The sequence below is a fragment of the Nostoc sp. genome, from assembly GCF_036917395.1.
Lineage (GTDB): Bacteria > Cyanobacteriota > Cyanobacteriia > Cyanobacteriales > Nostocaceae > Nostoc.
Map to the genome: position 1 here is coordinate 92,634 of NZ_JBALDI010000084.1, position 24,947 is coordinate 117,580.

General features: G+C 41.3%; 15 protein-coding genes and 1 pseudogene. 5 read left to right on the forward strand and 11 right to left on the reverse strand.

The features are described 5' to 3' along the window. Window positions 1–304: 304 nt before the first annotated feature. A complete protein-coding gene (locus tag V7K46_RS29545) occupies window positions 305–1,228 on the reverse strand; it encodes a DMT family transporter (RefSeq protein ID WP_335119615.1) in 924 nt (307 codons plus the stop codon). Window positions 1,229–1,508: 280 nt separating this feature from the next. Here V7K46_RS29545 and V7K46_RS29550 point away from each other — a divergent pair, with 280 nt between their 5' ends. Further along, window positions 1,509–3,797 carry a cytochrome-c peroxidase gene (locus V7K46_RS29550; protein WP_335119617.1) on the forward strand — a complete coding sequence of 763 codons (2,289 nt, stop codon included), beginning with the start codon at window positions 1,509–1,511 and terminating at the stop codon, window positions 3,795–3,797. Window positions 3,798–4,216: 419 nt separating this feature from the next. Here V7K46_RS29550 and V7K46_RS29555 read toward each other — a convergent pair whose 3' ends face one another. Continuing rightward, window positions 4,217–5,395: a GNAT family N-acetyltransferase gene (locus tag V7K46_RS29555; protein WP_335119620.1), complete on the reverse strand. Its 1,179-nt coding sequence runs from the start codon at window positions 5,393–5,395 to the stop codon at window positions 4,217–4,219. Window positions 5,396–6,154: 759 nt separating this feature from the next. On the opposite strand from V7K46_RS29555, the gene V7K46_RS29560 reads away from it, so the two are divergent. Next, window positions 6,155–7,372: a hypothetical protein gene (locus V7K46_RS29560; protein ID WP_335119622.1), complete on the forward strand. Its 1,218-nt coding sequence runs from the start codon at window positions 6,155–6,157 to the stop codon at window positions 7,370–7,372. A 94-nt stretch (window positions 7,373–7,466) separates the two neighbouring features. After that, window positions 7,467–10,082 carry a phosphoenolpyruvate--protein phosphotransferase gene (gene ptsP / locus V7K46_RS29565; protein ID WP_335119695.1) on the forward strand — a complete coding sequence of 872 codons (2,616 nt, stop codon included), beginning with the start codon at window positions 7,467–7,469 and terminating at the stop codon, window positions 10,080–10,082. Between the two features lie 342 nt (window positions 10,083–10,424). Here ptsP and V7K46_RS29570 read toward each other — a convergent pair whose 3' ends face one another. From V7K46_RS29570 to V7K46_RS29585, 4 genes are all read right to left on the reverse strand, one after another. After that, window positions 10,425–10,721 carry a hypothetical protein gene (locus tag V7K46_RS29570; protein WP_292771956.1) on the reverse strand — a complete coding sequence of 99 codons (297 nt, stop codon included), beginning with the start codon at window positions 10,719–10,721 and terminating at the stop codon, window positions 10,425–10,427. A 278-nt stretch (window positions 10,722–10,999) separates the two neighbouring features. Further along, window positions 11,000–13,093 (reverse strand): TonB-dependent receptor plug domain-containing protein, encoded by a 2,094-nt coding sequence (locus V7K46_RS29575; RefSeq protein ID WP_335119624.1) that lies wholly within the window; start codon window positions 13,091–13,093, stop codon window positions 11,000–11,002. Window positions 13,094–13,434: 341 nt separating this feature from the next. Beyond that, window positions 13,435–13,992: a hypothetical protein gene (locus V7K46_RS29580; RefSeq protein WP_335119626.1), complete on the reverse strand. Its 558-nt coding sequence runs from the start codon at window positions 13,990–13,992 to the stop codon at window positions 13,435–13,437. Window positions 13,993–14,004: 12 nt separating this feature from the next. Further along, window positions 14,005–14,883 (reverse strand): hypothetical protein, encoded by an 879-nt coding sequence (locus V7K46_RS29585; RefSeq protein WP_335119628.1) that lies wholly within the window; start codon window positions 14,881–14,883, stop codon window positions 14,005–14,007. A 314-nt stretch (window positions 14,884–15,197) separates the two neighbouring features. On the opposite strand from V7K46_RS29585, the pseudogene V7K46_RS29590 reads away from it, so the two are divergent. Next, window positions 15,198–15,846, forward strand: a pseudogene (locus V7K46_RS29590) (Uma2 family endonuclease). 321 nt (window positions 15,847–16,167) lie between these two features. Here V7K46_RS29590 and petJ read toward each other — a convergent pair. The 3 genes from petJ to V7K46_RS29605 all read right to left on the reverse strand — a co-directional run bounded on the left by petJ (window position 16,168) and on the right by V7K46_RS29605 (window position 19,352). Then, window positions 16,168–16,503 (reverse strand): cytochrome c6 PetJ, encoded by a 336-nt coding sequence (gene petJ / locus V7K46_RS29595; protein ID WP_335119630.1) that lies wholly within the window; start codon window positions 16,501–16,503, stop codon window positions 16,168–16,170. A gap of 606 nt (window positions 16,504–17,109) precedes the next feature. After that, window positions 17,110–17,601: a GNAT family N-acetyltransferase gene (locus V7K46_RS29600; RefSeq protein WP_335119632.1), complete on the reverse strand. Its 492-nt coding sequence runs from the start codon at window positions 17,599–17,601 to the stop codon at window positions 17,110–17,112. Window positions 17,602–18,179: 578 nt separating this feature from the next. Further along, the gene (locus V7K46_RS29605) at window positions 18,180–19,352 is read right to left on the reverse strand and encodes an RpoD/SigA family RNA polymerase sigma factor (protein ID WP_335119634.1); all 1,173 of its coding nucleotides are present in this window, start codon (window positions 19,350–19,352) and stop codon (window positions 18,180–18,182) included. Between the two features lie 802 nt (window positions 19,353–20,154). On the opposite strand from V7K46_RS29605, the gene priA reads away from it, so the two are divergent. Continuing rightward, window positions 20,155–22,674, forward strand: a complete 2,520-nt coding sequence (priA, locus tag V7K46_RS29610) for a primosomal protein N' (protein ID WP_335119636.1) — start codon at window positions 20,155–20,157, stop codon at window positions 22,672–22,674. A 101-nt stretch (window positions 22,675–22,775) separates the two neighbouring features. Here priA and V7K46_RS29615 read toward each other — a convergent pair whose 3' ends face one another. Together V7K46_RS29615 and V7K46_RS29620 are read right to left on the reverse strand one after the other, a co-directional pair. Further along, on the reverse strand, window positions 22,776–23,450 hold the full coding sequence (locus V7K46_RS29615; RefSeq protein WP_335119638.1) for a response regulator transcription factor: 675 nt from the start codon (window positions 23,448–23,450) through the stop codon (window positions 22,776–22,778). 50 nt (window positions 23,451–23,500) lie between these two features. Next, complete coding sequence (locus tag V7K46_RS29620) at window positions 23,501–24,598, reverse strand: sensor histidine kinase (protein WP_335119697.1); 1,098 nt, start codon at window positions 24,596–24,598, stop codon at window positions 23,501–23,503. Window positions 24,599–24,947 lie beyond the last annotated feature (349 nt).

Below are 24,947 nucleotides of genomic sequence, written 5' to 3' on the forward strand. Positions count from 1 at the left end.
TTTAGGATGAATTGTGTATGACTTGCGAATGGAGAAAGCTTTATCTGACTCCTGAATTCTGATTTTTTAATTCTTATTCAAGAATTTTTATCTTGGCTATAAAGTCAAAAATCAGATAGATACTACGGAGTCGCACAGATGAGTAAAATATCCATCTTACAAAAGGCTGACTCCAGTAGTTTTGCTTCACCATCAAATCATAACAAATAAAAAATCTTCTGCCTCAGTACTTATATTGTAGCTTTGAATATGGCACAAATTCACTAAATGAATAACCCAGTAAAAATCCGGAAAATTATTTCTATTAATCAGTTTTTACCAAGGCGATCGCTACTGAACCCGTGACTACTAAAGCCGCTCCTAATATTGCGATGAAAGTGAAGTGTTCTGCTGGTATCCAATAAGGTGCAATAACTGATACAACTCCGACTGATATTAATGTCACAATGGGAGCTAAAGCTAATACTGCGCTCACTCGTGATGCTTCCCAATGTTCTAATGATTCGGCAAAAGCACTGTAAGCGATTAAAGTATTCAAAGCACAAAAAAGCAACATTCCTAAGTGGAAAGTATCAAGTATAAAAAGCGATTTTACTCTGGCTAGAGGAGTGAATAATAAAGCACAGCCCCCGTAAATAATCAGCATGATACTAGAAGAAGATAAAGATTGTAATAACTGCTTTTGTGCCAAAGCATAAATAGCCCATGCTGTGGCTCCTAGCACAATCAAAACACTACCTAGTATATATGTGCCATGCGCTGTAATTAAATTCCTTAGTTGTTCACCAAAAAATAAAAGGTAACCGCAAGTTAGTACACTTATACCAATCCATTGATACAGTCGATAACGTTCTTTAAAAATTACTAACCCTCCTAAACCTAATAAAAGGGTAGATAATTGAATGAGAACTTCAGCGTTAGCAGGCGATGTTAGTGCTAAACCTTGCATGAAGAAAAAGTAATTAATCCCTAAAAAGATTGTCGCGATCGCTAATAATTTCTTAGAAGCAAAAAACAATTGTTCTAACTTTGGCAATTTACCGCGTATTCCTAAATACACAGCAAGTAATAAAAAAGATACTAAAAAGCGAAACCAAATAACGGTATATACATCAAGCACTTGCAAAGTTACCGTCAGAGCAATAGGTAAAATTCCCCACAATAAGACCGTCAATAGCGATAACGCTAGCCCTAAACGCCACCGACCAGAACTTTGATGTAGTGACATTCAAATATCCTACTCAAAGTAGGGCTAATAACAAGCTAAAACACATCTATTATACATAGCTATATTTTATCAAACTCTTGTGGAAAAAGGATATTAGCAGCCTAGCTAATCTAAATTAAAATAGAACAGTTTACCTCTACCGTTCAATTTCTTGATAGTCATATAGGGCTTTTTGTTCACATAAAATTCGTAAATTATGTAGTTACTTTACATGAATATTAAATTTATAATTCTCGCGTAAGTATATAATTTATCCGTTGTTATTTTATTACAAAAAACTATGGGGTTTATACCCTTCATAGGCTTAGTAGTCTTTATTACAGGCTTATCAATTTACTTGCTACTGACCTCAAAAGGTCGATTTTTGCTCAAATCTTTGGTGACAAAAATAAAGCCCCAAGAGCGGAGATTCAGATATGGTAAAATTAACTACCTGAAATCAAGATTTTTAAGGACTATAACAATTGCTGCGATTATTCTAGCAGCAGTAATAGCTGGAAATACTGTATCAGCCCAGGTTACGCCGCCTCTAGCTTCGCTCAAGAGCGTATCGATTCCAGAACCTAACAATCTTGGAGACTTTGTAAAAGACAAAGTAGCCGCGATCAAATTAGGAAAGACTCTTTTTTGGGATATACAGGTTGGGAGCGACGGACTGACTTCCTGTGCTAGTTGTCACTTCCATGCTGGAGCCGACAATAGATCCAAAAATCAGATTTCTCCTGGGCTTTTGCGGGTTAACGCTGATCGGACATCGAATCCGGATACAGTTTTTGATGTAGGTGGTGCGCCAAACTACCAGCTAAGAAAAGAAGATTTTCCCTTCCACAAGCTGTCAAACCCGAATGATCCCAAGACCGTTGTATCTGACCGTAACGATGTCAGTTCCTCTCAGGGGGTCTCCAATACGAAGTTTGTTAATGTTAAACCTGGTAGCGCGGAAGACGAAGCAAAAACCGAGCCAGATAAGGTGTTTAACGTGGGAGGTACGAATGTGCGCCGTGTCCAGGCGCGTAACACGCCAACCGTAATTAATGCAGTATTCAACTTCCGCAACTTCTGGGATGGAAGGGCGCAGCGGATCTTTAATGGGGTGAATCCCTTCGGTTTAAGAGACCCTAATGCCTCTGTGGTAAAAGCAGAAAACCCAAATCAGCTCAAATTTGTCAAAATCAGCTTGAATAATTCGTCTTTGGCTTCCCAGGCGCTCGGCCCACCACTCAGTTCCTTCGAGTCGTCTGCTGATGGTCGCACTTTTCAAGAAATTGGTGATAAGTTCGGGCGAATTGACAACAAAAAATCTCTCACCACACTGCCGCTAGATAATCTAGATAATATTGGTGATACTCTGGTTGGCCCGCTACTCAGTTCCGTTGAAGATATTACTGGTAATTTGGGGCAAATTGACAACATAAAATCTATCAACGGACTGGTGCAAAATGTTCTGTCAATTAGCGGTACAAAGCTCCCTCGAGTACTGGCGCAAAAGTTAACTAGCCTCAGACCGTTAGGCAAACAGGTTGTGCATCCACAAGACAGCGTTTTAGGTGCAGACAGTAGATCGCCTCTACCCGGACTGAAGGATAGAACCTACGAGCAGTTAGTTAAAGATGCCTTTAAGCCGCAGTGGTGGAAATCTAATCGACTCATCCAAGTTGATGCTCAAGGTAGACGGACTTTTGTCAACACGCCTGATAACTCTTCCCAAACCAATGAGTACACACTGTTGGAGTATAACTTCTCGCTATTCTTTGGGCTTGCAATTCAGTTGTACGAGTCTACACTAATTGCCAATGATACGCCTTTTGATCGCTTCTTGCAAGGAAACACCACAGCCCTAACCAAGCAGCAGCAACTGGGTAAACAACTGTTTGAAGGCAAAGGTCTGTGCATTGGTTGTCATGTTGGATCAGAATTAACAGCTGCTTCAGTGAGCAACGTGGCTAAAGAGGGACGAATCAAACGTGCGCCCTTCCCTCCAAACAGTCCTGAAGACAATGGCTTCTTCAATATCGGCGTCAGACCTGTTACGGACGATCTAGGTTTGGGTGGTAATGACGGTTTATCTGGTAACGGCCAAGGTAATCCGCTTTCAGAGGCACGATTGGCTCAGTCAGGGAAATTTCAAGCTCTCCTCGGCGAAAACCCCCCCACTCTCAGTCCACCGTTAAAGCCTAATGAAACTGTGTTTGCAGACGGAGCCTTCAAAGCACCTGGACTTCGCAATGTGGAACTCACTGCTCCCTACTTTCACAATGGAGGTCAGGCAACTTTAGAGCAAGTGGTTGATTTTTACAATCGGGGTGGTGACTTTGGAGTTCTTCCGCCGCTGAATCTCTCACCAGAAGAAAAACAGCAATTGGTCGCCTTTTTAAAGGGATTGACTGATGAGCGAGTTCGGTATGAGAAAGCGCCCTTTGACCACCCGCAACTGTTCGTTCCGAATGGACATCCAGGTAACTCTACCTCTGTTACCAATGATGGTACTGGCAAAGCCACGGATAGCCTACTAGAAATTCCTGCTGTTGGTAGGTATGGTGGTAGTGGCACTCGAAATTTCCTGAACTAACTAGCAATTTGAGTTAGTAACTCATACCATTTTACACAAACCCTGATACATCTAGATTTCTCGTAGGGGCACAGCATTGCTGTGCCCCTACCAACGTATTTGTATCATTATTAAAGTGAAACGGTATCAGGTGTGGGAGATCAGGGAAATGGGGGAGCAAGGGGAGATAAGGGAGAAAAATTGCTTCCTTGTCCCCCTCACCCCCCTAACAATTGAGCAGTGCAACTTCAACAATTCAAGGTGCGTTAGCCTACGGCATAACACACCCTACTTCTATCGGAATGCCCCGAAGCCCAATTCCCCACTCCCCTTAAAGAGATCCAAAAAATAAAATGCCCAGCCGTTTCAATAATATTGTTGGCATTACCCAAATATTTTGGCGCTTTCGCCATTTGGGTATTTTATTACTTGTAAGTGCCTTAAAAGTGATCAGCCATCCAAGGCGACGCACCTGCAAATATTTGCGTAGCTGTTAAGATAGCGGCTTGTGTCCCATGCAGTTTTCTGGCTTGTTGCAAATGGTAGGGGGTGAACAAACTTGTATACAATGGTGCCAATTCTCGGATATCTAGCTGCAACTCACCTCTTCCACCTCTGGTGACTTCACCACGTCCGTTGGCGACAGAAAGAATGAATTTACCATTATTTCCAGTTAGCAAATTATCTTGAATTTCTAAGTGCAGTTCAGTTTCGATTCCCGATGGATAACCCCGCGCCTCCAGCGCCTTAACTACATCTATCACTCGCAACATCCAGCGGATCGTATTCCCGATCTTGGCAGTCTGCTCTGGTAGCAGCAATGTCAGGGAATCAGTCACAGAACTCTTCCATCGCACCCGGTCAATTTGAGAGCGATGATTGGCAAGAAAAGACCAAAAACTTTGTGCAGCAGAATTTGTGAGTATTACCCAATCTTTGATCCGCAGAATTGCGCCATCCTCTGCTGAATGTTGGCTGAAGAGGATGTAGCCTTGGGGTTTCTCTTTGGTACCGATAAAATATGCGTAAAATGTTTCCTTCTTATCTGGTTGGATTAAGCGCTCCCAGATTGCTGGATGTCGGTCTAAATATCCATGCGTTTGTCTCGCCTGCTGCTGATACAGCTGATGAAAGATTTCATGATTGATCGGAATTATTGGTTCCAAAGGTAAAGGTTGCTCCCGCACCTGGATACTGTTAGCAGCAACTTCCCAATCACACAAGTGACCCCCCTGCTCATACCCGACTTTTCGGTACAAGCCTTGAATAGAGGGATAAAGAGCGGAGAGCGCTACGCCCCTAGCATAAAGTTCTTTGAGGGTGTGCTGCATTAGAGCGATCGCAGCTCCGGAACCGCGATCCTCTGGAGCAATGCCTACTGCCGCAATTCCTGTCATGGGTACACGTTGACCACCCCACCACTGACCCATATCCAAAGTTGCCAATCCACCAATTACTTGCTGCAATTTACGGATAATTCGGAAATTTTCTACGCCAACGAGATTGATGTAAACTTCCTCGCCACCAAATGCGCTGATATAACACTGCTCAAAGATATACCCCAGTTGCTGAATATCCTGTGGATGGGCGAGAGTGCTGTATTCAAATTGAGCCGTCATCTCTTATACCATTAGTAGGATAAAACCACAATCATACTACAGCAGGCGTTGCCTCAATGCTTCACCACTAATAACTAAACGGCGTAGGCGTAGACTGTCGTAGACATTGCTCCCATTCAAAGACTAGTTGTCAAAATTTAAACGTTTGTAGCTAATGTTAGATCATTCATAAGGTATGTTTAAGCATTTGTAGGTCAGCTATAAGCAATTGCTAAAAATACTTCATCTTTTGCAAAAAATGCTCTTACATTTATAAGCAATGCTTAAGTCATTGCTGGAAAAGTATAAGTTAGTTATGCAAATGTCAAAACGTTTGCAACAAATACTCTTACATCTATAAGCAATGCTTAAGTCATTGCTGGAAAAGTATAAATTAGTTATGCAAATGTCAAAACGTTTGCAACAAATGCTCTTATATTTATAAGCAATGCTTAAATCATTGCAATTAACTTATAAATCTATTTACTATCAGAAATTCAAAACTTCCTTAAGTGAAATTAACTAAATAGGACTTACGCACAAGTTACGGAATAACGAACCGCAGAGGCACAGAGGGCACGGAGAAATCAGAGTTTGAGAGATATTTTGCGTAAGTCCTACTAAAGTTTTGTGGATGCGATGTCTACGAGGGGCTATGATGCTCGTTCGCGCCAGCATACCGTAGGCAAGACTCGTTAACGCAACACTTGGAGACGCTGGGCGATCGCTAGCTATCGGCGTCGCGACTTATTAGCCTTAAAGTGGTAACGACAACTTCTTGTGGAATTGCGGTTAGAGACGATGAATCCTGTAATCAATTTATTGCTTTTTTTACTGCCGATTCTGAGTAGCCTTTTGATTGCCCAAACTTTCAACCCTCTGTCTTCTTATCAGCCTCTCCAGGTTATAGATGGGGCAGGTTTATATAAAAAACAATTAACAAATGGTAACGAAGCATATTTACAAGTTATTAATCTGGGAAAAATGCACATAGACCAAATTACCGGAGAGGTAGATAATATGGGTCTAAATGAAGGTAAATATTATAAAGGAGAAGGTAAATATTACAGCCCTTTTTTCAAAACCAAGTTGTTTTCTGAAGTTACAGACGAATATAAGAAACTTTACGCAAACAATGTTTTTTCTCTGATTAACTGTTCTTTTTTTGAGCAATACCAATCTAGTTCTCAATTATCCTTTCCAATTAAACTCAATGGTGTAGTCATCAGTGGTGGCACTAGCCCTTATGGGCCAATCAAGCAACCAAAAGAGAAATACTATACTAATATTCACCTCAAAGCCCTAGTCTGGAATAGTAAGCAGGCATACATTACTGATTACGACCAAGTTAGTGGTGCGCCTCTCAACCAAAAAGCAGTAAACAATGCCATTGTCACTTACCGATACAGCGATCATCCGGCGAAAGTATTAGCCCAAAACCAAGCGAATAAGTATCAAATCATCGGTACTCTGGACAAAGATAGTGTTAAGGGTGACGAGCTTTTGTTGATTATGACGGTGAACCAAGCAACTCTGGACGAGGCAGCCGATTTATTACGTAAATTAGGAGTTAAAGGCGATATCATTACCGTTGACGGCGGTAGATCAACTTATTTATTTAATTCGCAGAACGGCAATATTATTGTTCCACAACTGTCTAATCCTCAAGAAAATCCGGCTTTCCGACACCTACCTCATTATCTGGGATTCCGTAAGAAAACCAAAAATCAGGTTGCGCCAAAAATCTTGATCAGTCAGCCAGTGAAGAAAATACTTCCAAAGAAGGATCAACCTTATTTAATATTGTGGCGGGATAATTTTGACGGTGATGTCTCGATTAAGTTGTACGATGGAAACAAACTTATCCAAAACATTTATTCTCGTACTGCTAGCGATGGAGTTCATGAGTGGACACCAGATATTTCCGTAAAAGAAGGCTATTTTGTTCGCATTTATAGCTGGAAAGACCGGAATATTTTCGGGCAGTTGCAATTGTAATAAAGATCAGCGCTGTTTTTAGCGGTGCGGAATGAGAAAATGAAATGGATAACTAGCTAAACACAAACCTCTCAACAAGGTTGGCGGTGTGGCAGTGATCGGAATTGTCATCGTTTCTCACAGTAAACAACTAGCTTTGGGTGTGCGGGAACTCGCCGCGCAAATGGTTCACGGCCAAGTCCCTATAGCTGTTGCAGCAGGTATTGAAGATCCAGAAAACCCATTGGGTACAGATCCGATCCAGGTTTATGAAGCGATCGCTTCTGTTTTCTCTGATGATGGTGTCTTGGTGTTAATGGATTTGGGTAGTGCTTTGCTGAGTGCAGAAATGGCAATAGAGTTTCTCCCAGAAGCACAGCAGCAAAAAGTTCATTTGTGTGAAGCACCTTTAGTAGAAGGTGCGATCGCTGCTGTGGTGGCGACGGCGGCTGGTAGGGATATTCACCAAGTGATGGCGGAAGCAGGCGGCGCACTTTTAGCAAAAGCAACTCAATTAGGTGTAGTTAGTAGGCCGTTGTCAGTTGTCAGTAGCAATACCCCAACAACAAATGGAGAATCACCAACGCCAGAAATCCGGTTGATTGTGAGCAATCGCTTAGGATTACACGCCCGTCCCGCAGCACAGTTTGTAGCAACCGCAGCCCGATTTCAATCCCAAATTCTGGTGCAGAATTTAACCAGAAATACTGAGCTAGTCAGGGGTGACAGTATTAACCAAGTCACAACTTTAGGGGTACGTCAAGGGCACGAACTAGTGATTACTGCTACTGGTTCTGATGCAGATGAAGCGCTGGCGGCATTACAGGCATTATTCGCAAATAACTTTGGTGAGGCAGCCCGGTCTTGTTGTTCCAACAAAGAGGAGCCAGCGCTGAAGACGGGTTTCCCGTCGCAGGCGACTGGCGTTGGACTGCCGAACCCGGAGGGTGAAGATAATGTTGTCTTGAATTCTCCACCAGCATTTCACCATAAAGTTACTCCAGCAACTCACGGCGAACTTTCGGGAATTGCAGCTTCTGCTGGAATAGCGATCGCACCCATTATTCATTATCAACCTACTCATATTTCGATTAAGGAATACCACGTAGATGATCCTGAGGCAGAGTGGCAACGAGTACAATCAGCAATTCACACTGCCCGACAGGAAATCCAAGCAGTTTTTTCACAAGCATCTATTCAAATTGGTGATGCTGAAGCCGCCATCTTTGATGCCCAACTACTATTTTTAGAAGATCCAGTCTTGTTAGAAGCGGCTAAAGAGCGCATCTTAGGACACCATCTAAATGCTGAAGCCGCTTGGCAAACCGTAGTAGATGAAGTAGCAACTTCCTACCACACACTTGAAGATTCTTACTTGCAAGAGCGAGTTGACGATGTTGTGGATGTCGGGCAAAGAGTGCTGCGATTACTAGCTGGGAATGCCCCTGCAAAAGTGCATCTTGATGAACCGGCGATTTTGGTGGCGACTGATTTAACTCCCTCAGATACCGCTGGACTAGATCCGACAAAGGTGTTGGGTATTTGTACTACTTCAGGTAGCGCCACTTCTCACAGCGCCATTATCGCCCGGACATTAGGTATTCCCGCAGTTTTGGGAGTGGATGCCCAGGTGTTGCACTTGGCGGATGGTACAGTTATGGCACTTGATGGTGAAAGTGGCAGAGCTTGGGTAGAACCAGAATCACATATCCTAAATTTACTAGCAGCAAAGCAGTCAGCTTGGCAAACTGCCCAACAGGAAGCACTAGCTACGGCACATCAGCCAGCAATTACTCGTGACCATCGGCAAGTTAGCGTCTTCGCCAACATTGGTAGTATAAGTGATGTCCAAGTTGCTGTGGCTAGCGGTGCCCAAGGCGTGGGGCTACTCCGCACTGAGTTTCTCTATCTCGACCGGACAAGCGCCCCGACTGAAGAAGAACAACTAGAAGTGTATCAGGCGATCGCCCAAGTTTTAGATCATCGTCCGTTGATTATTCGTACCTTAGATGTAGGTGGTGATAAGCCACTCCCCTATCTGAGAGTAGGCTTAAGAGAAGCTAACCCTTTCTTAGGTTGGCGGGGAATTCGTTTCTGTTTGGATAATTTAGATTTGTTCAAAACTCAGTTACGGGCAATTTTGAGAGCCAGTGTGGGACACCAAATTAAGATCATGTTGCCGATGATTGCGACTGTAACGGAGGTACGTGCAGCTAAGGTAATTTTGGGTGAAGTGCAGGCGGAACTAAATCAAGCTGGTATCCCTTTCGATGCAGCGATGAAAGTAGGAATTATGGTAGAGGTTCCGTCAGCAGTGGCGATCGCTGATCAGTTAGCTGCTGAAGTAGACTTCTTTAGTATCGGCACTAATGATCTGAGTCAGTACGTCATGGCTAGCGATCGCACTAATCCCCGCGTGGCAAATTTGGTTGATGCGCTACACCCAGCAGTGTTAAGAATGGTGCAGCAAACTATCCAAGCTGCTAATGCAGCAGGGATTTCGGTAGGATTATGTGGAGAATTGGCAGCAGATACTTTAGCAACACCAATTTTACTAGGTTTAGGGCTGGATGAGTTGAGCGTGAATCCTCAAAGTATAGCTGGAGTCAAGCAAGCGATCGCTCGGTTAAGTATAGTTAAATGTGAAGCGATCGTGGCATCAGCATTACAACAAGATTCCGCAGTTCATGTCAGAGAACTAATCTCAACTTCAGTTACTCCGCCTGCATAATACTAATTCACAATTAATCATTAAAATCTTATTCCCAGTTGCCCGTTAAAGCCACGAATAGAATTGTAGTCGGAGACTGGGAATGACCGAAAACGCTTTCGTATACAAGCCCCTGAATTTATTTATGGAGAAGCGAAAAAATGTATTTCGATTGAACAGCGCAAGAAATACCGCGTCCTTACAAGCAAGCCCCTAAATTTATTTATAGGGATTAAAAATGTTTGAATTTTGAATTTTGAATTTTGAATTTTGAATTTTGAATTCGGAGCGTTCGCGCAGCGTCTCGTAGAGAAGCGACGTGACTACTTTGAGGCTCCGCCCCCCTTACTAGCAGCAGCATCCCTACTCAAAAGTGGACACATCTCGCAGCACATTAGGAATTTCCCCTTGAGAAAAAGGAAACTCCAGCAAGGTTTCTCTAAGACCTAAATACCCAGATTCAGCAAACGACAAAAGCATTCGTGAAAGCGCTAGCCAAACCTCCGGTTCGTATTCCCAATCACGATAACGGGAAGCTTGACCAGCAATTGAACGTAGCGCCCAGAAATAAGAGTTCCGCACCACCGAACCACCCTTCTTAAACTCTGGCAAATCTTCGTGGTGGATAAAAAGTATTTTATTTTCAATTCTGGCTCTCATAGCAATTTTGGATTTTAGATTAAAAGTAAATCTTAATACCGATTACCTCTGAGGTTGCATAGAACCAGTTACTCAAGCCCCTTGTTTGACCAAGCCTGATTTTGTACAGTTTCACAAAAAATTGCTACAAGTAACGTGCATTACGGCTTTAGCCTAACGCACTATATTGGATGGCGGTGTGTCGTCTTTACCAAAAAACTCTTTAATGAATTTCAAATAATCCTATTTATCCCAATAATCTAGAGATTTTGCAATGACAAAATCTCTAGATTTAATACCTAAAAATTGGCATTTAAACCCACACGAAAAGTGAATCCAGGGCTATAGATGCGATTAACTCGCTCATATTGCTCACCTAGTAGATTTTCTAAGTAAACTGTCAGTCCTAAATTCCTAGTTAAAGGTATACGACCGCTCAAATCTAAATTTACAAAAGATGGTGCAAAGTCTGTAGTCTTGTCACCAGGGTTAGTAAAGAAGGCTCTACGAGCGCCACTATTGTAAGTAACATACAAGTTAGCCTGCCATCCCGCATTTTCATAACCTACACCGCTTTGGAGTACAGAGTATGGAATCAAACCTAACTGCAAACCTCTCTCTGATCCCGTCTTTATTTGGGAATCTGTATAAGTATAGTTGAGGAAAGTTGACCAGCCAGCCGCAATTCTTAATTGCAAAGCAGCCTCTAAACCATTGGTATCTACCAGTCCAATATTTGCCCATTTTCCATCTATTACTCCCAAGCGATCGCCTATACTACTACCAAAGTAAGTAAACTGTCCAATCAGATTTTCCGAAAAATTGACATCTACTCCCGCACTCCAAGTAGAGCCAGTTTCTGGTCTTAAATCAGGATTAGGTTCCCAACCATGAACTGTATCATAGACATACAACTGATCTAACCCAGGATTGCGTTGTCCCCCTGCCCAACTTCCACGCACTGCTACTATTGGTGTGATGGCATAACGTAACCCAACACTAGGGTTGAGATAATTTCCAAACTGGCTGTCAAAGGTTTGCCTTAGCCCTAAATCTATCAAGAAATTCTCACTAATATTCCAAGTATTGACAGCAAATAAAGCTGTATTGAACAAACTCCTATCTTCAGTTTCGTTCTTGCTAATACTATTAGGATTTGTACTCAAAACATCACCAGTTAAGTCGGTGTTTTTCAAATCTAATCCCCAGCGTAATTTATTACTGGAAGTAACTTTCCACTCATGATCTACCCTGGCTGTAAGTTGTTGTGTATCTAAAGCTCCTATACGGTAAAATGCTCCTGTAGGGCCATAGGTGCTGAAATAATCTTGGTTATAACCAATTGAGGTTGTCAGGTTAGAGCTTTCCCCATTACCTAGCCGAGTTTTCCAGGATAAGCCAACGTTTAAACCATCGTGGTCTAATCTATCTCTTTGAATAGGAAAACCAAAATAAATTAAGCCGCGACGACTGCTGAGTTTAGTAACATCTAAATTCAAAAAATTTTTCTGATCTAAATCTAGTCCAATGCTACCAAAATAAGTACTTGTAGCTGTGTCTGCATTTGATAAAAATCCCTGACTATCACGATTTGCTGCACCTACAGGGACGCGGTAACGGTTATCTGTAAAGAATCTTTCAAAGCTGAAGTTGTACTTTACATTATCAGATGAACCACCGTAGCTCACTTGTTGATTATTTAAACTTAATGAGCCAAATTCTGCACTAGCACTCAATTTAGGTTTGCCATAACCTTCCTTTGTGATGATATTCACAACTCCTCCAAAGGCTGATGAACCATACAAAGTAGAGGCTGTACCACTGTATAATTCCACTCGTTCAATAGCCTCTACAGGAATGCTATTTAAGTCAGTTCCACCATGATAAGTGTTAACATTATTGTTAATTGGTCTGCCATTAATCAGAAATACAGATTGATTAATTGAGGCTCCCCGATAGTATGTACCTGTGTGAGTATCTGCACCATGACCTACATCATTGATCGCAAAACCAGGCATTCTTTTCAAAATATCGGCTAAACTTGTAGCGCCCTGCTTTTGAATTTCTTCTTTATCAATTACGTAAGTTGGAGTAGATTGAGGTAGGTTATCTTTTTCTCCGATCGCTTCTATGTGAATGTCTGCATCATCGCTCGGAGTTTGCTCTGTTTCTGATTGAGTTTCTGAATTAACTTCATTCGGTGCAGATTGTTGAGTTAATAATTCGGCATTAATAGCGGGTAGCTCGATTTCACTCAAACTCGGAATATCTGAAATAACTTCGGTTGATTTATCAGTATTTCTCTGCTTAATTTCACTCTCAGCAGCAAAGCCAGGAAACGCTATCAGTAAACCTGGTAAAGCAGCTGTTAGCAACAAAAAATCCTTTTTCACGTTCTCTTTCACACCAACTAAAAACAGTCACCACGTAATATTGTTGCTGTAATAGTAAAATCATGTCAAAAGACACGCTGTCATATTTCCACGATTCAGATTTTCAATTTCTCTAAGATATCGCTAATCTTGCTATTCACAAATAATTAAGTAGAGCTATAGCAGTTTGTAGCTGAGTAAGGTAAAGAAAAAAATAATTAACCACAGATAAACACACATATTCGTAGGGACACAGCAATACCGTGTCCCTACCCATGTACCTCATTCAAATGAGAATTGCTATATAGCAATTTTTAATTGTGTGAAGTATGTAAAATTTTTATAAATACAACATTACAGTTTCAAAAACTATTTTTACTCATAACTCTAATTAAAAAACGCAGAGCTTCATTTACTGCTTCCGAATTGGGAAACATTTCTGCAACATCAGGCTCTAACAAAACTGTCAATTTTTCAATATTATTGTGATTATCTTCGCAATTTATCACATTCTTGTCTATCAAACTCCGATTTGATTGAGTTTTATTCTGTGTTATAGTTGTTTGGGAAGATGCAGCATTTAATTTATTAACTAGCGATTCCCAACTACTAACTTTTAGGTTAAAGTGAGCTTTTGCATCCCGTAATGTTTTAAACTGTTGCTTTAGAATATCAATAGTATAAATATGTTTCTGAGATACCTGTTTCTCTACATTAAGGTCTGACTCAACCATATCAACTACTTCACTAATAAGTCGGTCATGATTTTCGGCAATTTGAGCAGCAGCCCCTAAAATCCGGGAAGTTGTTTTTATTTGTACATAAGTCTCTTGTTTAAGGCGATCTGCAATACTACGAATTTGATCTCCCAGCCTTGCTTTACCTTGTTTTCGCATGATTGGGAGTGATTTTTTGCTCATGAGTATGCTTATTTATTCAGAAAGTATATCTTTAATAGCTAGCCAGATGCGTTTAAACTTTTGTACCAAACCTATAGGATTGTTAGTTGTTTCTTCTTCTACCGAATCAACTAGAGATTGAATCCGATCCATACGTTCTGCTACAACGTAAAGACTGTTTACTGCTTCATCTTTACTTTCTAAGGATTCACGTAGTAGCACAACCATCTGGGCAATTTCCCGTTTTAGTCGTTCATTCTCAGCTTTACGGCGAGTTTCCCATCCCTTAATACCAGCTTTAGAACGTCGCTCATGCTTGAGTTCTGCTTTCGCCTCATTGTATAAAGTCAAATACATTTCTCGTTCAGAGTTTACTGCATCATATTTGGTAAGCAATTCAGTCGCTCTCACTTTTTCTGCGTTGTAGAGGCAAAGGGTTTGTTTGTGACTTTGTTGTTCATCAATATATAACTGGTAATTTTGAGTGACTCGCTCTTTTAGCTCATTAGCTTCGAGTTCGCAAGTTTGAATTTCTCGCTGGTAAACATGAACTAGCTGGGATATTTTCGTTTTTTCTTCGTTGTAAAGGTAGAGCGTCTTTTGATGACTTTCTTGCTCATCAATATAAAAGCGATAATTTTGAGAAACACGCTCTTTTAGTTCATTAGCCTCAATTTGGTAAGTTTGAATCTCTTGCTGAACATGAACTAGTTGGGATGCAGCTTCCTGGTATTCTTTTGCACGTTCTTGCCACTCATCACGTTGAGATACAGTTTCTTCAAGATTGGCACGGACAGTCATCAATGAAAGTCTTAACTCATAAGGAGGAGTTGGTTCTTTCTGCCGTGAGTGAGGATTATTAACAGCGTTGTCATGATTAGAATCTTTGCGATCCGCTCTTTTCATTGCCATAATTTCAGTTCTTACGTGAGCATTTGTTCTAGTAAAATGTTTAGTTTAGCCAAGATGAACTTATTGAAGTGTGATCTCGGTTCTACTGGTAATATGATCTGACTCTGAGTTGAGATATCTTTTATTCTCTCTCAGGCGCTCAAATTCCCAGAGTGCGATTTCCAAGGGCTAGAGATATTGCGCTTCATAAGCAAGCTAGGCTCCAAAAGGCTAAGGGCAATAAGCCTCAAAGCCTCTTCCCCTGTAGCAATTACGAATTACGTTAGCATTGAGAAAACTGGAAGCTTTGCAAACACTATAGAAGGCAATAATTTATGATTCAAGCCTTACGCAAACTAGTTACATTTGATGAATTCGTTGCTAAATATCCTGACAACACAGGAAAACGTTATGAATTGCATGATGGAGTAATAGTCGAAATGTCCCAACCAAAGGCGACCATGAAGAGATTATCGTATTTTTAGTCCAGAAATTTATTCTGGAATATAGTCGCATCAGCCTACCCTATGGCATCCCAAAAACAGTATTAGTAAAACCGCTTGAAAGTGAATCGGCTTACTCACCAGATGTACTGATATTAAATCTCCCTAATTTGGTAAATGAACCTCTGTGGAAAAAAGAATCTACTGTAAGCCAAGCGGAATCAATACCCTTAGCAGTTGAGGTAGTGAGTAGCTATTGGCGTGATGATTATTTAAAAAAGCTGCTGACTATGAAGCTGTAGGCATCCCAGAATACTGGATTGTAGACTATGCGGCTTTAGGGGGTAGGCGATTTATTGGCAACCCCAAACAACCAACTGTCTCGCTTTACACCTTAATTGAGGGAGAATATCAAGTCAGCCAGTTTCAAGGTAGCGATGCGTGCGGCAACCCCTTCGGGGAACGCATCGTCTCACCTACTTTAAAAGAGTTAAATTTAACCGCCGAACAAATTTTTCAAGCTGGTGGATACCCTGTATAACCCTGACAGTGCTAGAAAAGAGCGATTTCCGTTGCAGACGAAATTTGTTGTCGCAAACTCTTTAGTAAATCTAGAGTTTTTTTGTAGGTAACTCTCTTTCCTTGGTTTTCAAAGTATTCAAATGTTTTTTAGAAATTAGCGATCGCTATCAGCTACAGCAAAATATTTCTGAAGTTCAATCGCTTGATTTAAATTCTCTATTACTATGACAAATAATTGCCATAAATCAGTTATAAATATTCTATTGGGAAATTTTGGTAACCTAAAATTAGCGGGACAAAAAGCCCCACTAATTGTTAATCCTTGAAGTTAGATTTTAGTCTACTTCCAGTTTTTATCTGCTTGTGAAAGTACATAAGCAGTTACATCTTCAATCTGGTTAGGTTTCAAACGTTTGCCGAAAGCAGGCATGGCATTTTTACCTTTTGTAACTTGGGCGATAATCGCCTCCGCTGAGTACATACCATACTTTTCCAAAGCATCTTTCTTCAGGTTTTTTTGCGCTTGAACCAGATTCTTACCTCCCGCGTGACAAGAGGCACAATTGGCACTAAATACTTTAGCTCCACTAACAGCATCTGCTGCCAATGCTGGACTACTGAAGGCAAAGGTGAAGATTGCTATGCCTAAAAGCATTACTGTAATAACTTTTTTCATTTGGTGTTCTCTCTCTGGAATAACGGCTTATTCGGTGCAATATCCTCCATAATTGTCAGTTGAACTGCTGCCATAGTCAAACGACAATCTGTCAAACTTCCTTTGAAAGTTTTTGGATTTTGAATATTCCTGGTTTTAGATTCAGAGGTGTTAATACAGAGCGATGTCTGATGATGAAAATGCAAGTTTATATAAATTTAAATACTTTATAACCAAAAAATGATAAGTATTCAATGATAAAATGTTCAAGATGAAAATTGTCTTGCTTCATCCTTTGTTCTTTAGTTCGCAGCTCCTAACTGATACCAATTACCTGTCAATCAATTTCGGATTTTGGATAATAGAATTTAGATTCATCCCAGCAATCAAGTCAGGCGATGCACTGAGCGTAGCCGAAGTGGGCAATGCATAAAATGTTTGGATTTTGGATAATAAAATTCTTTTCGCGTTTAAATTCGCTTGCTCTCAAACATTTATAAATAATGGAACGCAAGAATATTCAATCCACAATCCAAAATCCAAAATTTAAAATCTAAAATTCGGTGAGGTTGCTCCAGAACTTAGAGATTTTGCCCCAAGTCTGACCAAGCTTTGTTTTGTGCAGTTTCACAAAGAATTAGTATGAGGAAGCATATCTTCTGTGACACGGCAAATTTGCCAATCATCTAATATAGATGCTCCCATACTACGGTAGAATGCTTTAGCTGATTCGTTCCAATCCAACACACTCCACTCTAACCGCCCACAATCACGTTCTACAGCTATCTGGGCTACTTTAGTAATCAGAGCTTTACCAATACCTTGCCTGCGATATTCTGGTAAAACAAATAAGTCTTCCAGATAAATTCCTGGCTTGGTCAAAAATGTTGAATAATTATGAAAAAATAGGGCAAAACCAACAGCTTGACCCGCAGATTCTGCTAAAATCGCTTCTATATACTTGTGTGAACCAAATAAATGCTCCTCAAGTGCCAGAGCATTGCCAGTGACAGCGTGAGATAATTTTTCATACTCAGCAAGCCCCTGAATTAATTTAAACAGTACGCTGCAATCAGCTGGTTCAGCAAAACGCACAATCAAATTGCTACACGAAGTCATCAGTCTATAGTCCATAGTTCATAGTCCATAGTCTATAGGCAAGTGTGCAAATATTTTTGAGTCATCACTAAACAAAAGCTTAAAAAACCTACAAAACGCCTGGTTTTTGCGAATTGGAGTAGGTGAAGCTGAAGAAATATAATATACAGATACAAGCTCTCTAAATTTCTTAGGAATGTGGATTTAATCAAGAGCAAGTTTTGTCCGGTGTGTTATTGCCGAGGGACGGCAGCATTATGAATTTAAATGCGTTATACCATTTCTTTGTGAGGCTGCGCCAAATTTTCTTTCTTTCTTTGTGTCCTTCTCTACGAGACGCTGCGCGTAGCTTGCTTCTCCGTAAGAGTATGCGCCCTTTGCGGTTCGTTCCTTATTATAGTTTGGCGCATCTTCATGCAGAATTAGTATTAGGACAAATGTCCATAACACAACGCCACAACGCCAGTTGCTACAACGGAGAGAACCTTCGCAACGCACTGGCTCACCGACAAAATTTCAAGTTTTGCACTTTATTTTCTCCATGTTCGTTAGTGGAGTTAATTAGGTCAGGTATTGCATCTCTATCTTCATCAATGTAATTAAATCAACCAACCTTTTAAGCGTTTAGCTATGTGGGGACGCCGCAATTTTCGCATGGCTTTGCTTTGAATTTGTCGGACTCGCTCACGAGAAAGATTAAACATATTGCCAACTTCTTCTAAGGTACAGGGTTCGCTGGTCGTCAAACCATAGCGTAGAGAAATCACATCTTTCTCTCGTGGAGTTAACACGTCACCCAAGACTTCCCAAATCTCCTGACGCATCATGTTTTCATTCATTTTTGCTTCTGGAGACAGATTATCTTCATCTTCTAGCAAATCCATCAATTCCGTGTCTTCTTCTTTACCGACGCGGTGGTTGAGAGAAAGTGCTTGCCGCCGTAGTTGTTGTAGTTGGCGTAGTTGTTGCACACTAATTTCCAAAGCTTCTGCCATTTCGCCTTCAGTAGGATTGCGACAGAGTTTTTGTTTGAGTTCCCGTTGAGCTTTTTTCAGCTTGTTAAGCTTTTCAACAATATGAATAGGTAGCCGGATTGTCCGCGCATCGTTAGCTATAGCCCTGGTAATTGCTTGTCTAATCCACCAGTAGGCGTAAGTAGAAAATTTATATCCCTTATCAGGATCGAACTTTTCTGTAGCGCGATTTAAACCCATTGCTCCTTCCTGAATTAAATCCAGAAAAGGCACTCCCCGATTCAGATATCGCTTGGCAATAGAAACTACCAATCTCAAGTTCGAGCGAATCATTTTACGTTTCGCTACTCTACCTTGATACAAGCGACTTTCTAATTGCTTTTCTGTCATTTCTAGCTCGGAAGCTACTTCTAACTTGGTAGGTTCCTGTCCCAGTTTTAAGTGTAAGGCAGCTTGTAATTCCCTAACTTCTTCTAGAAACCTAACTCGCCGCGCTAACTCTACCTCTTCATCAGCTTTTAGGAGCGGATAACGCGCCATCTCCTTAAAAAACGCGCCTACGGCATCATCATGCTCGGTTTTATTGTATCCCGAAGGACGAGCCGCCGCCATCTCATCCCCGTCGCGTTCGTCTGATTCCAGATTTTCTATTATAATTGCAGGTTCTTCATCTGCCACTGCTTCTAAAATATCGAGTAATGGTTCTTCAATATCAGCAGTATTCTCCAGTATTTCCATTTCTCCTAATTCAACAATATTCATAGTTTCCTTTAGGGATTGTTGCTTTGTTTGGTACATAATTTAGTTACAGCTACTCGTTTGAGGCTTGGTAGTTTTCCCTAAGAGACGAATGCACCCGTTTATATAGCGAAATACAGGCTTATGCTAATTTAACTTCAGGAATGAAAATCGGCACCTACCTAACACCTATGGGTTACAGTTAGATACAACCTCTAACGAAACTGGCCTTCGCGCCCAACAAAACTTTATTCTCAGGCTACCAACAGATTATATTCTTCATTTTTTTCTTAATTACCAAATATGTCAAACCCCCTCAACCTTTCTCAACCTTAACAAACATAGAAATCTCAGCTAACCATCCAAATTTCTTAAACTTTCATATATTTTTCTAAATATTTATTTTTAATTTTGAGGTGTTGGAAGTCACTGGATAAATCAAAAACCTGGTGCTGGGGTTATATATTTCCGATTCAAGTTACCCAGATGATACAAATTACAATAATCGGAGCTTATTTTCGGGATGTTTTTACTTGTATAAAAGCATCTCATATACAGAAAGGCTTGAATATCTATCGATAGGCGGAAAAAGGCTACTCCCTATTTAGTAGTTGGGGTAACTTTTGTAGACTTAGCCGAGATGCTTTTATTTGTAGAGTAGGCACCAAATATTTATTGCACGTATAGAAGAGACAAAATTGTCTAGTAGATTACATAAGAGGAAACTTATCAAGTATTATGAAGAATAACAGTATTGAGAAATACAATTTATGTCTAATAAAGCAAAAGAATAAAGTTGAATGAGTCAGGTTAATTGTGAACAGCTAAGTGAGTAAAAAGTCTAACTATCAAGTCAGAAAACATGTATATTAATGACGTAAATTTATCTCCTGTGATGGTGGCTGAACCGGGAGAATCGTATCAGTTAAGTGCAGCTGTTAATAGGTGGGTTGAAGTACTGGTAGACTGTCCAGGAGCTTCAAGAGAATTAGAAAAAGGAGAAAAACTGTATACGTATCGATTACCTGCCAAGTTAGAAGTAAAACCAGGGGATATTTTGAGTGTGCCATTTGGTTTACAACAGGTGGGAGGGGTAGCTATTCGTTTCCTAACAAAACCCCCAGCAGATTTAGCACTAGAAAAAATTCGGGAAGTAGAAGATGTGATTCAGAAGGATTTCATCGGAGATAGTTACTTTACTCTACTGGAACGGGTATCAAAGTATTATTACACACAACTGATTCAGGTGATACGTATGGCGTTGCCGCCTGGATTATTGGGGCGATCGCAGCATCGCATTCGACTCAAGCGAGAAAATATTCCCAATGGTGCAATAGAATTCCTTGGTTCAACCGCAGCTCGTCAAATTCTCAAAATTCTGCAATCTCAAGTTGATGGGGACTACAGTTTCAAATTCCTCAAACGCCAGATTCAAGGATTTGACTATGGAAAGAAGCAATTACTAGAACGCAATTGGGCAGAAAGTTATGTGGAATTACTTAGATATTCTCAACCCCAGACAAAACCAGTAGTCACGTTAGTTGCCGATGGATCTTACATTGATCTAAACAAGCGTCAACGGGAAATTTTAAAAGTGCTACGGGATTGTGGTGGCGAGTTGTGGCTAAATGAGTTCCTACAGATTTGTAAGACAACTACCCCTACCCTAAAAGGGTTAGAAGAAAAAGGCTGTATCGTCATCGAAGAACGGGAAGTATTGCGAAAAGAACAGGGGCCTGCATTAGCTCAAGATCAACCAAAGTCATTAAATGCAGCCCAAGCTAGCGCCTTGGCGACAATCCAGACTCTAGATGAATTTGCTCAAGTTTTGTTGCATGGAGTGACAGGTTCGGGAAAAACCGAAGTATATTTGCAAGCGATCGCCCCCCTCCTCAACCAAGGCAAATCCGCCCTTGTCTTAGTCCCAGAAATTGGACTTACACCTCAGCTAACTGACCGTTTTCGCGCCCGCTTTGGTAATAAAGTCAGCGTTTATCACAGCGCCCTTTCCGATGGTGAACGTTACGACACTTGGCGACAAATGCTCACAGGAGAACCCCAAGTTGTGATTGGTACTCGCAGCGCCGTTTTTGCCCCTTTGCCCAACTTGGGTTTAATTATTTTAGATGAAGAACACGACAGCAGCTTTAAGCAAGACTCTCCCATACCCACCTACCACGCTCGCACCGTCGCCCAGTGGCGAGCAGAGTTAGAAAATTGTCCCTTGGTGTTAGGTTCCGCTACCCCTTCGTTAGAAAGTTGGGTAAGTATAAAGAGCAAGGAGGAAGGAGCTAGGAGTTATTACTTAAGTTTGCCCGAACGCATAAATTCCCGCCCTCTACCGCCAGTGGAAATAGTCGATATGCGGCAAGAGTTGCAGCAGGGAAATCGTTCTATATTTAGTAGATCATTGCAAGAAGCTTTGCAACAGTTACAAGAAAAAAAACAACAGGGGATTTTATTTATCCATCGCCGGGGACACAGTACTTTTGTATCTTGCCGCAGTTGTGGATATGTGTTGGAATGTCCGTACTGTGATGTGTCGCTGGCATATCACCACACCGAAGAAAAAGCGCCGGAATTATTGCGCTGTCATTATTGTAACTATGCGCGATCGCATCCCAAATTCTGCCCCGATTGTAGTTCCCCTTACCTAAAATTTTTCGGTAGCGGTACTCAGCGAGTAACGCAGGAATTAGCGCGACAGTTCCCAGAGTTGCGCTTGATTCGTTTTGATAGCGATACCACTCGCAACAAAGGTTCACACCGAACCCTACTTACCCAGTTTGCCGACGGCGAAGCAGATTTATTAGTAGGTACGCAAATGCTCACCAAAGGATTGGATTTACCACAGGTGACACTTGTGGGCGTTGTCGCCGCCGATGGATTGCTAAATTTATCAGACTATCGCGCCAGTGAACGGGCATTTCAAACTTTAACTCAGGTAGCTGGACGTGCTGGTAGAGGTGATGATCCAGGTAGGGTAATTGTGCAAACTTATACTACAGAGCATCAGGTAATTGCAGCAGTGCGATCGCATGATTATCACTCTTTTTCTGAAGCTGAATTAGAACAACGGCAAGCACTCAATTATCCCCCATACGGGCGGTTAATTTTGTTGCGCTTAAGTAGTCTCGATCCGATTCAAGTGCAAAATACCGCGCAAATTATCGCCACAACCTTGAGTACAGAAGAAGAATTCGAGATATTGGGACCAGCACCAGCAAGTATTTTACGGGTAGCTAATCGTTATCGTTGGCAGATATTGATTAAATTTGCCCCCGACGCATTGCCACAATTGCCAGATTGGGAAGAAGTGCGAGATATCTGTCCCCAATCTGTTAGCTTAACGATAGATGTAGACCCATTAAATATTATGTAATTTTATTAGGGTAAAAAATTCAGGACTTACGCACGGGTCATGGAAGAACGAACCACTCCAGACACAGAGTACACGGAGGAATGAGAGTTTGAATGTTTAATCTAATTAATCAAAAATTCTGCTGCTACTAATCCTTTTTGGATAGCTAAGACCGCGGCTTGAGTGCGATCGCGTACTTCTAGTTTCTGCAAAATAGCATGGACATGCACCCGCACTGTACCAGGGGCAATGTAGAGAATCTCGGCAATTTCTTGATTGCTTTTACCAGCTGCCACCAGTGCCAAAATTTCTTGCTCCCGCTTCGTTAAGGGATTTTCTAAGGATTCCTCAGTTTTTGCAGGCAGTGTCGCCGTAAAGTTTCCTTCAAAAGCTGCTCTAATTTCTGTTGTTGCCGTTTGATCCCACCAAGAAGCGCCCCCTGCAACCGATCGCACCGCCAATATCAGAGATTCAGCAGGAATACCTTTGAGACAGTAACCTTGCGCCCCGGCAGCAATTAACCGCGAAATCAGGGGTTTTTCAGAACGAGATGTTAAAACAAGAATTGGTAAATTTGGGTGCTTCTGCTTGATTTGGCGACAAGCTTCAATCCCGCCAATGCCCGGTAAACCTACATCCAGTAAGACCAAATCCAGGGGATAGCTATTTGCTAATTCTACAGCTTGTTCCCCATCTTCTGCTTCTGCGACAATCTCCAAACTAGTTTCTTGTTGCAACCTCATCCGCAGACCAAGCCGAAACAATTCATCATCTTCAACGAGTAAGATTTTTGTCATTTGTTATTTGTCATTGGTTATTTCTCTCCTACTTCCCCTGTCCCCACTCCTCATCTCCCTGGTGGTGGACAAGCTGGGAGTCGGAAACCAAACAGTGCGCCTCGTGGTGAGCGATTCTCTGCCCAAATTGTACCCCCATGAGCAGCTATAATTTGCCTGGTCAAATAAAGCCCTAGTCCAGATCCAAAGACGTGGCGATCGCTATGTCCTTGATAAAATCTCTCAAATAAGTGGGGTAACTCTTCTTCGGTAATGCCGGAACCAGTATCGAGTATTTTTACCACTTGCTCGCTAGAATAACCTTCAAATACTACTTCCACTTTACCGCCACGGGGGGTATGGTTAATGCCATTACTCAGCAGATTTGTAAAGACTCGCCCTAGTTGCAAAGGATCGCCATTTACCCAAAGAAAACTCCGAAAATCTGATTCCCCATAGTGCAGAGAAATATAAACCTGACGTGTTCTCGCTAGTTCAGTCAAGGTAGCGATGATCTCCTCCGCCACTGTCACCAAGTTAACAGGTGATATTTGTAGTTTCAGCCCTTCGGCATCATTGCGATACACATCTAAAAGCGTTTGGACTAATTGCAGTGTACTTTGATGACTACGAGCCATTGTTTGTAGGACTTTTGCTTGCATTGGTGTAACTTCACCAAATTGCTCATTTTGAAAATATTTCAGCGTTTCAATTGCTCCTAATAGGGGTGTTTTCAAATCATGCGTTAGGGTAAAAATAAAATCTTCACGCATGGTAGCTAATTGTTCTTGAGAGCGTAATTGTGCTTGCGTATAAGCGATCGCTTCTTCATTGCGGTGGTTGCGATCGCTTAACCAACCCGTTACCAGCAATGCCAATACTGCAATCAACCTATTTGCCAACGTTGGGGGATTAATTATTTCTCCTCCTGGGACAAACAAATTCAACAATGTTAATCCTGTCGCCGCAAGAGTGATCCCCAATACTGCTGCCCGATTCAATCGAGAATCTGCTAACAAAATTGTCCCTGTGTAGAGGTAGCCAAATACGTACTCAGGTGGTGTCAAATATTCCAAGCTTATTACTATAGCAAAGGCGATCGCTATTAGCCCATATGTCTCCCTCCGATTATTTATAGCTTCTTTCATAGTCAATAATCGCTTTAACATTGTCATTTATGATTTACTAAAAATCGTGATTATACAATCTGTATAACTATTTAATTTACCAATTATGATTTATCTGCAATCTATATCTGCAAATGCCAAGTTGAGAATTAATCCTAAAATTGGGATTATCCTGATGCAAGAAAGGAGATTGATACCGCAAGGTGCAAGTCACTCATTCAAAAGTCACTCATTCAAAATGAATACAGCGTAAGCGTTTCGTTGATTTGGAGTGGGTGGCTTATTTATGCCTTACTGTACTAGGTAGTTACCCACAAGGAGCAGGGTATGTACCCCAATCTTGCCAATCCCTAATCCCATTAATAAAAGCCAAGATAATTTTATATTCTTT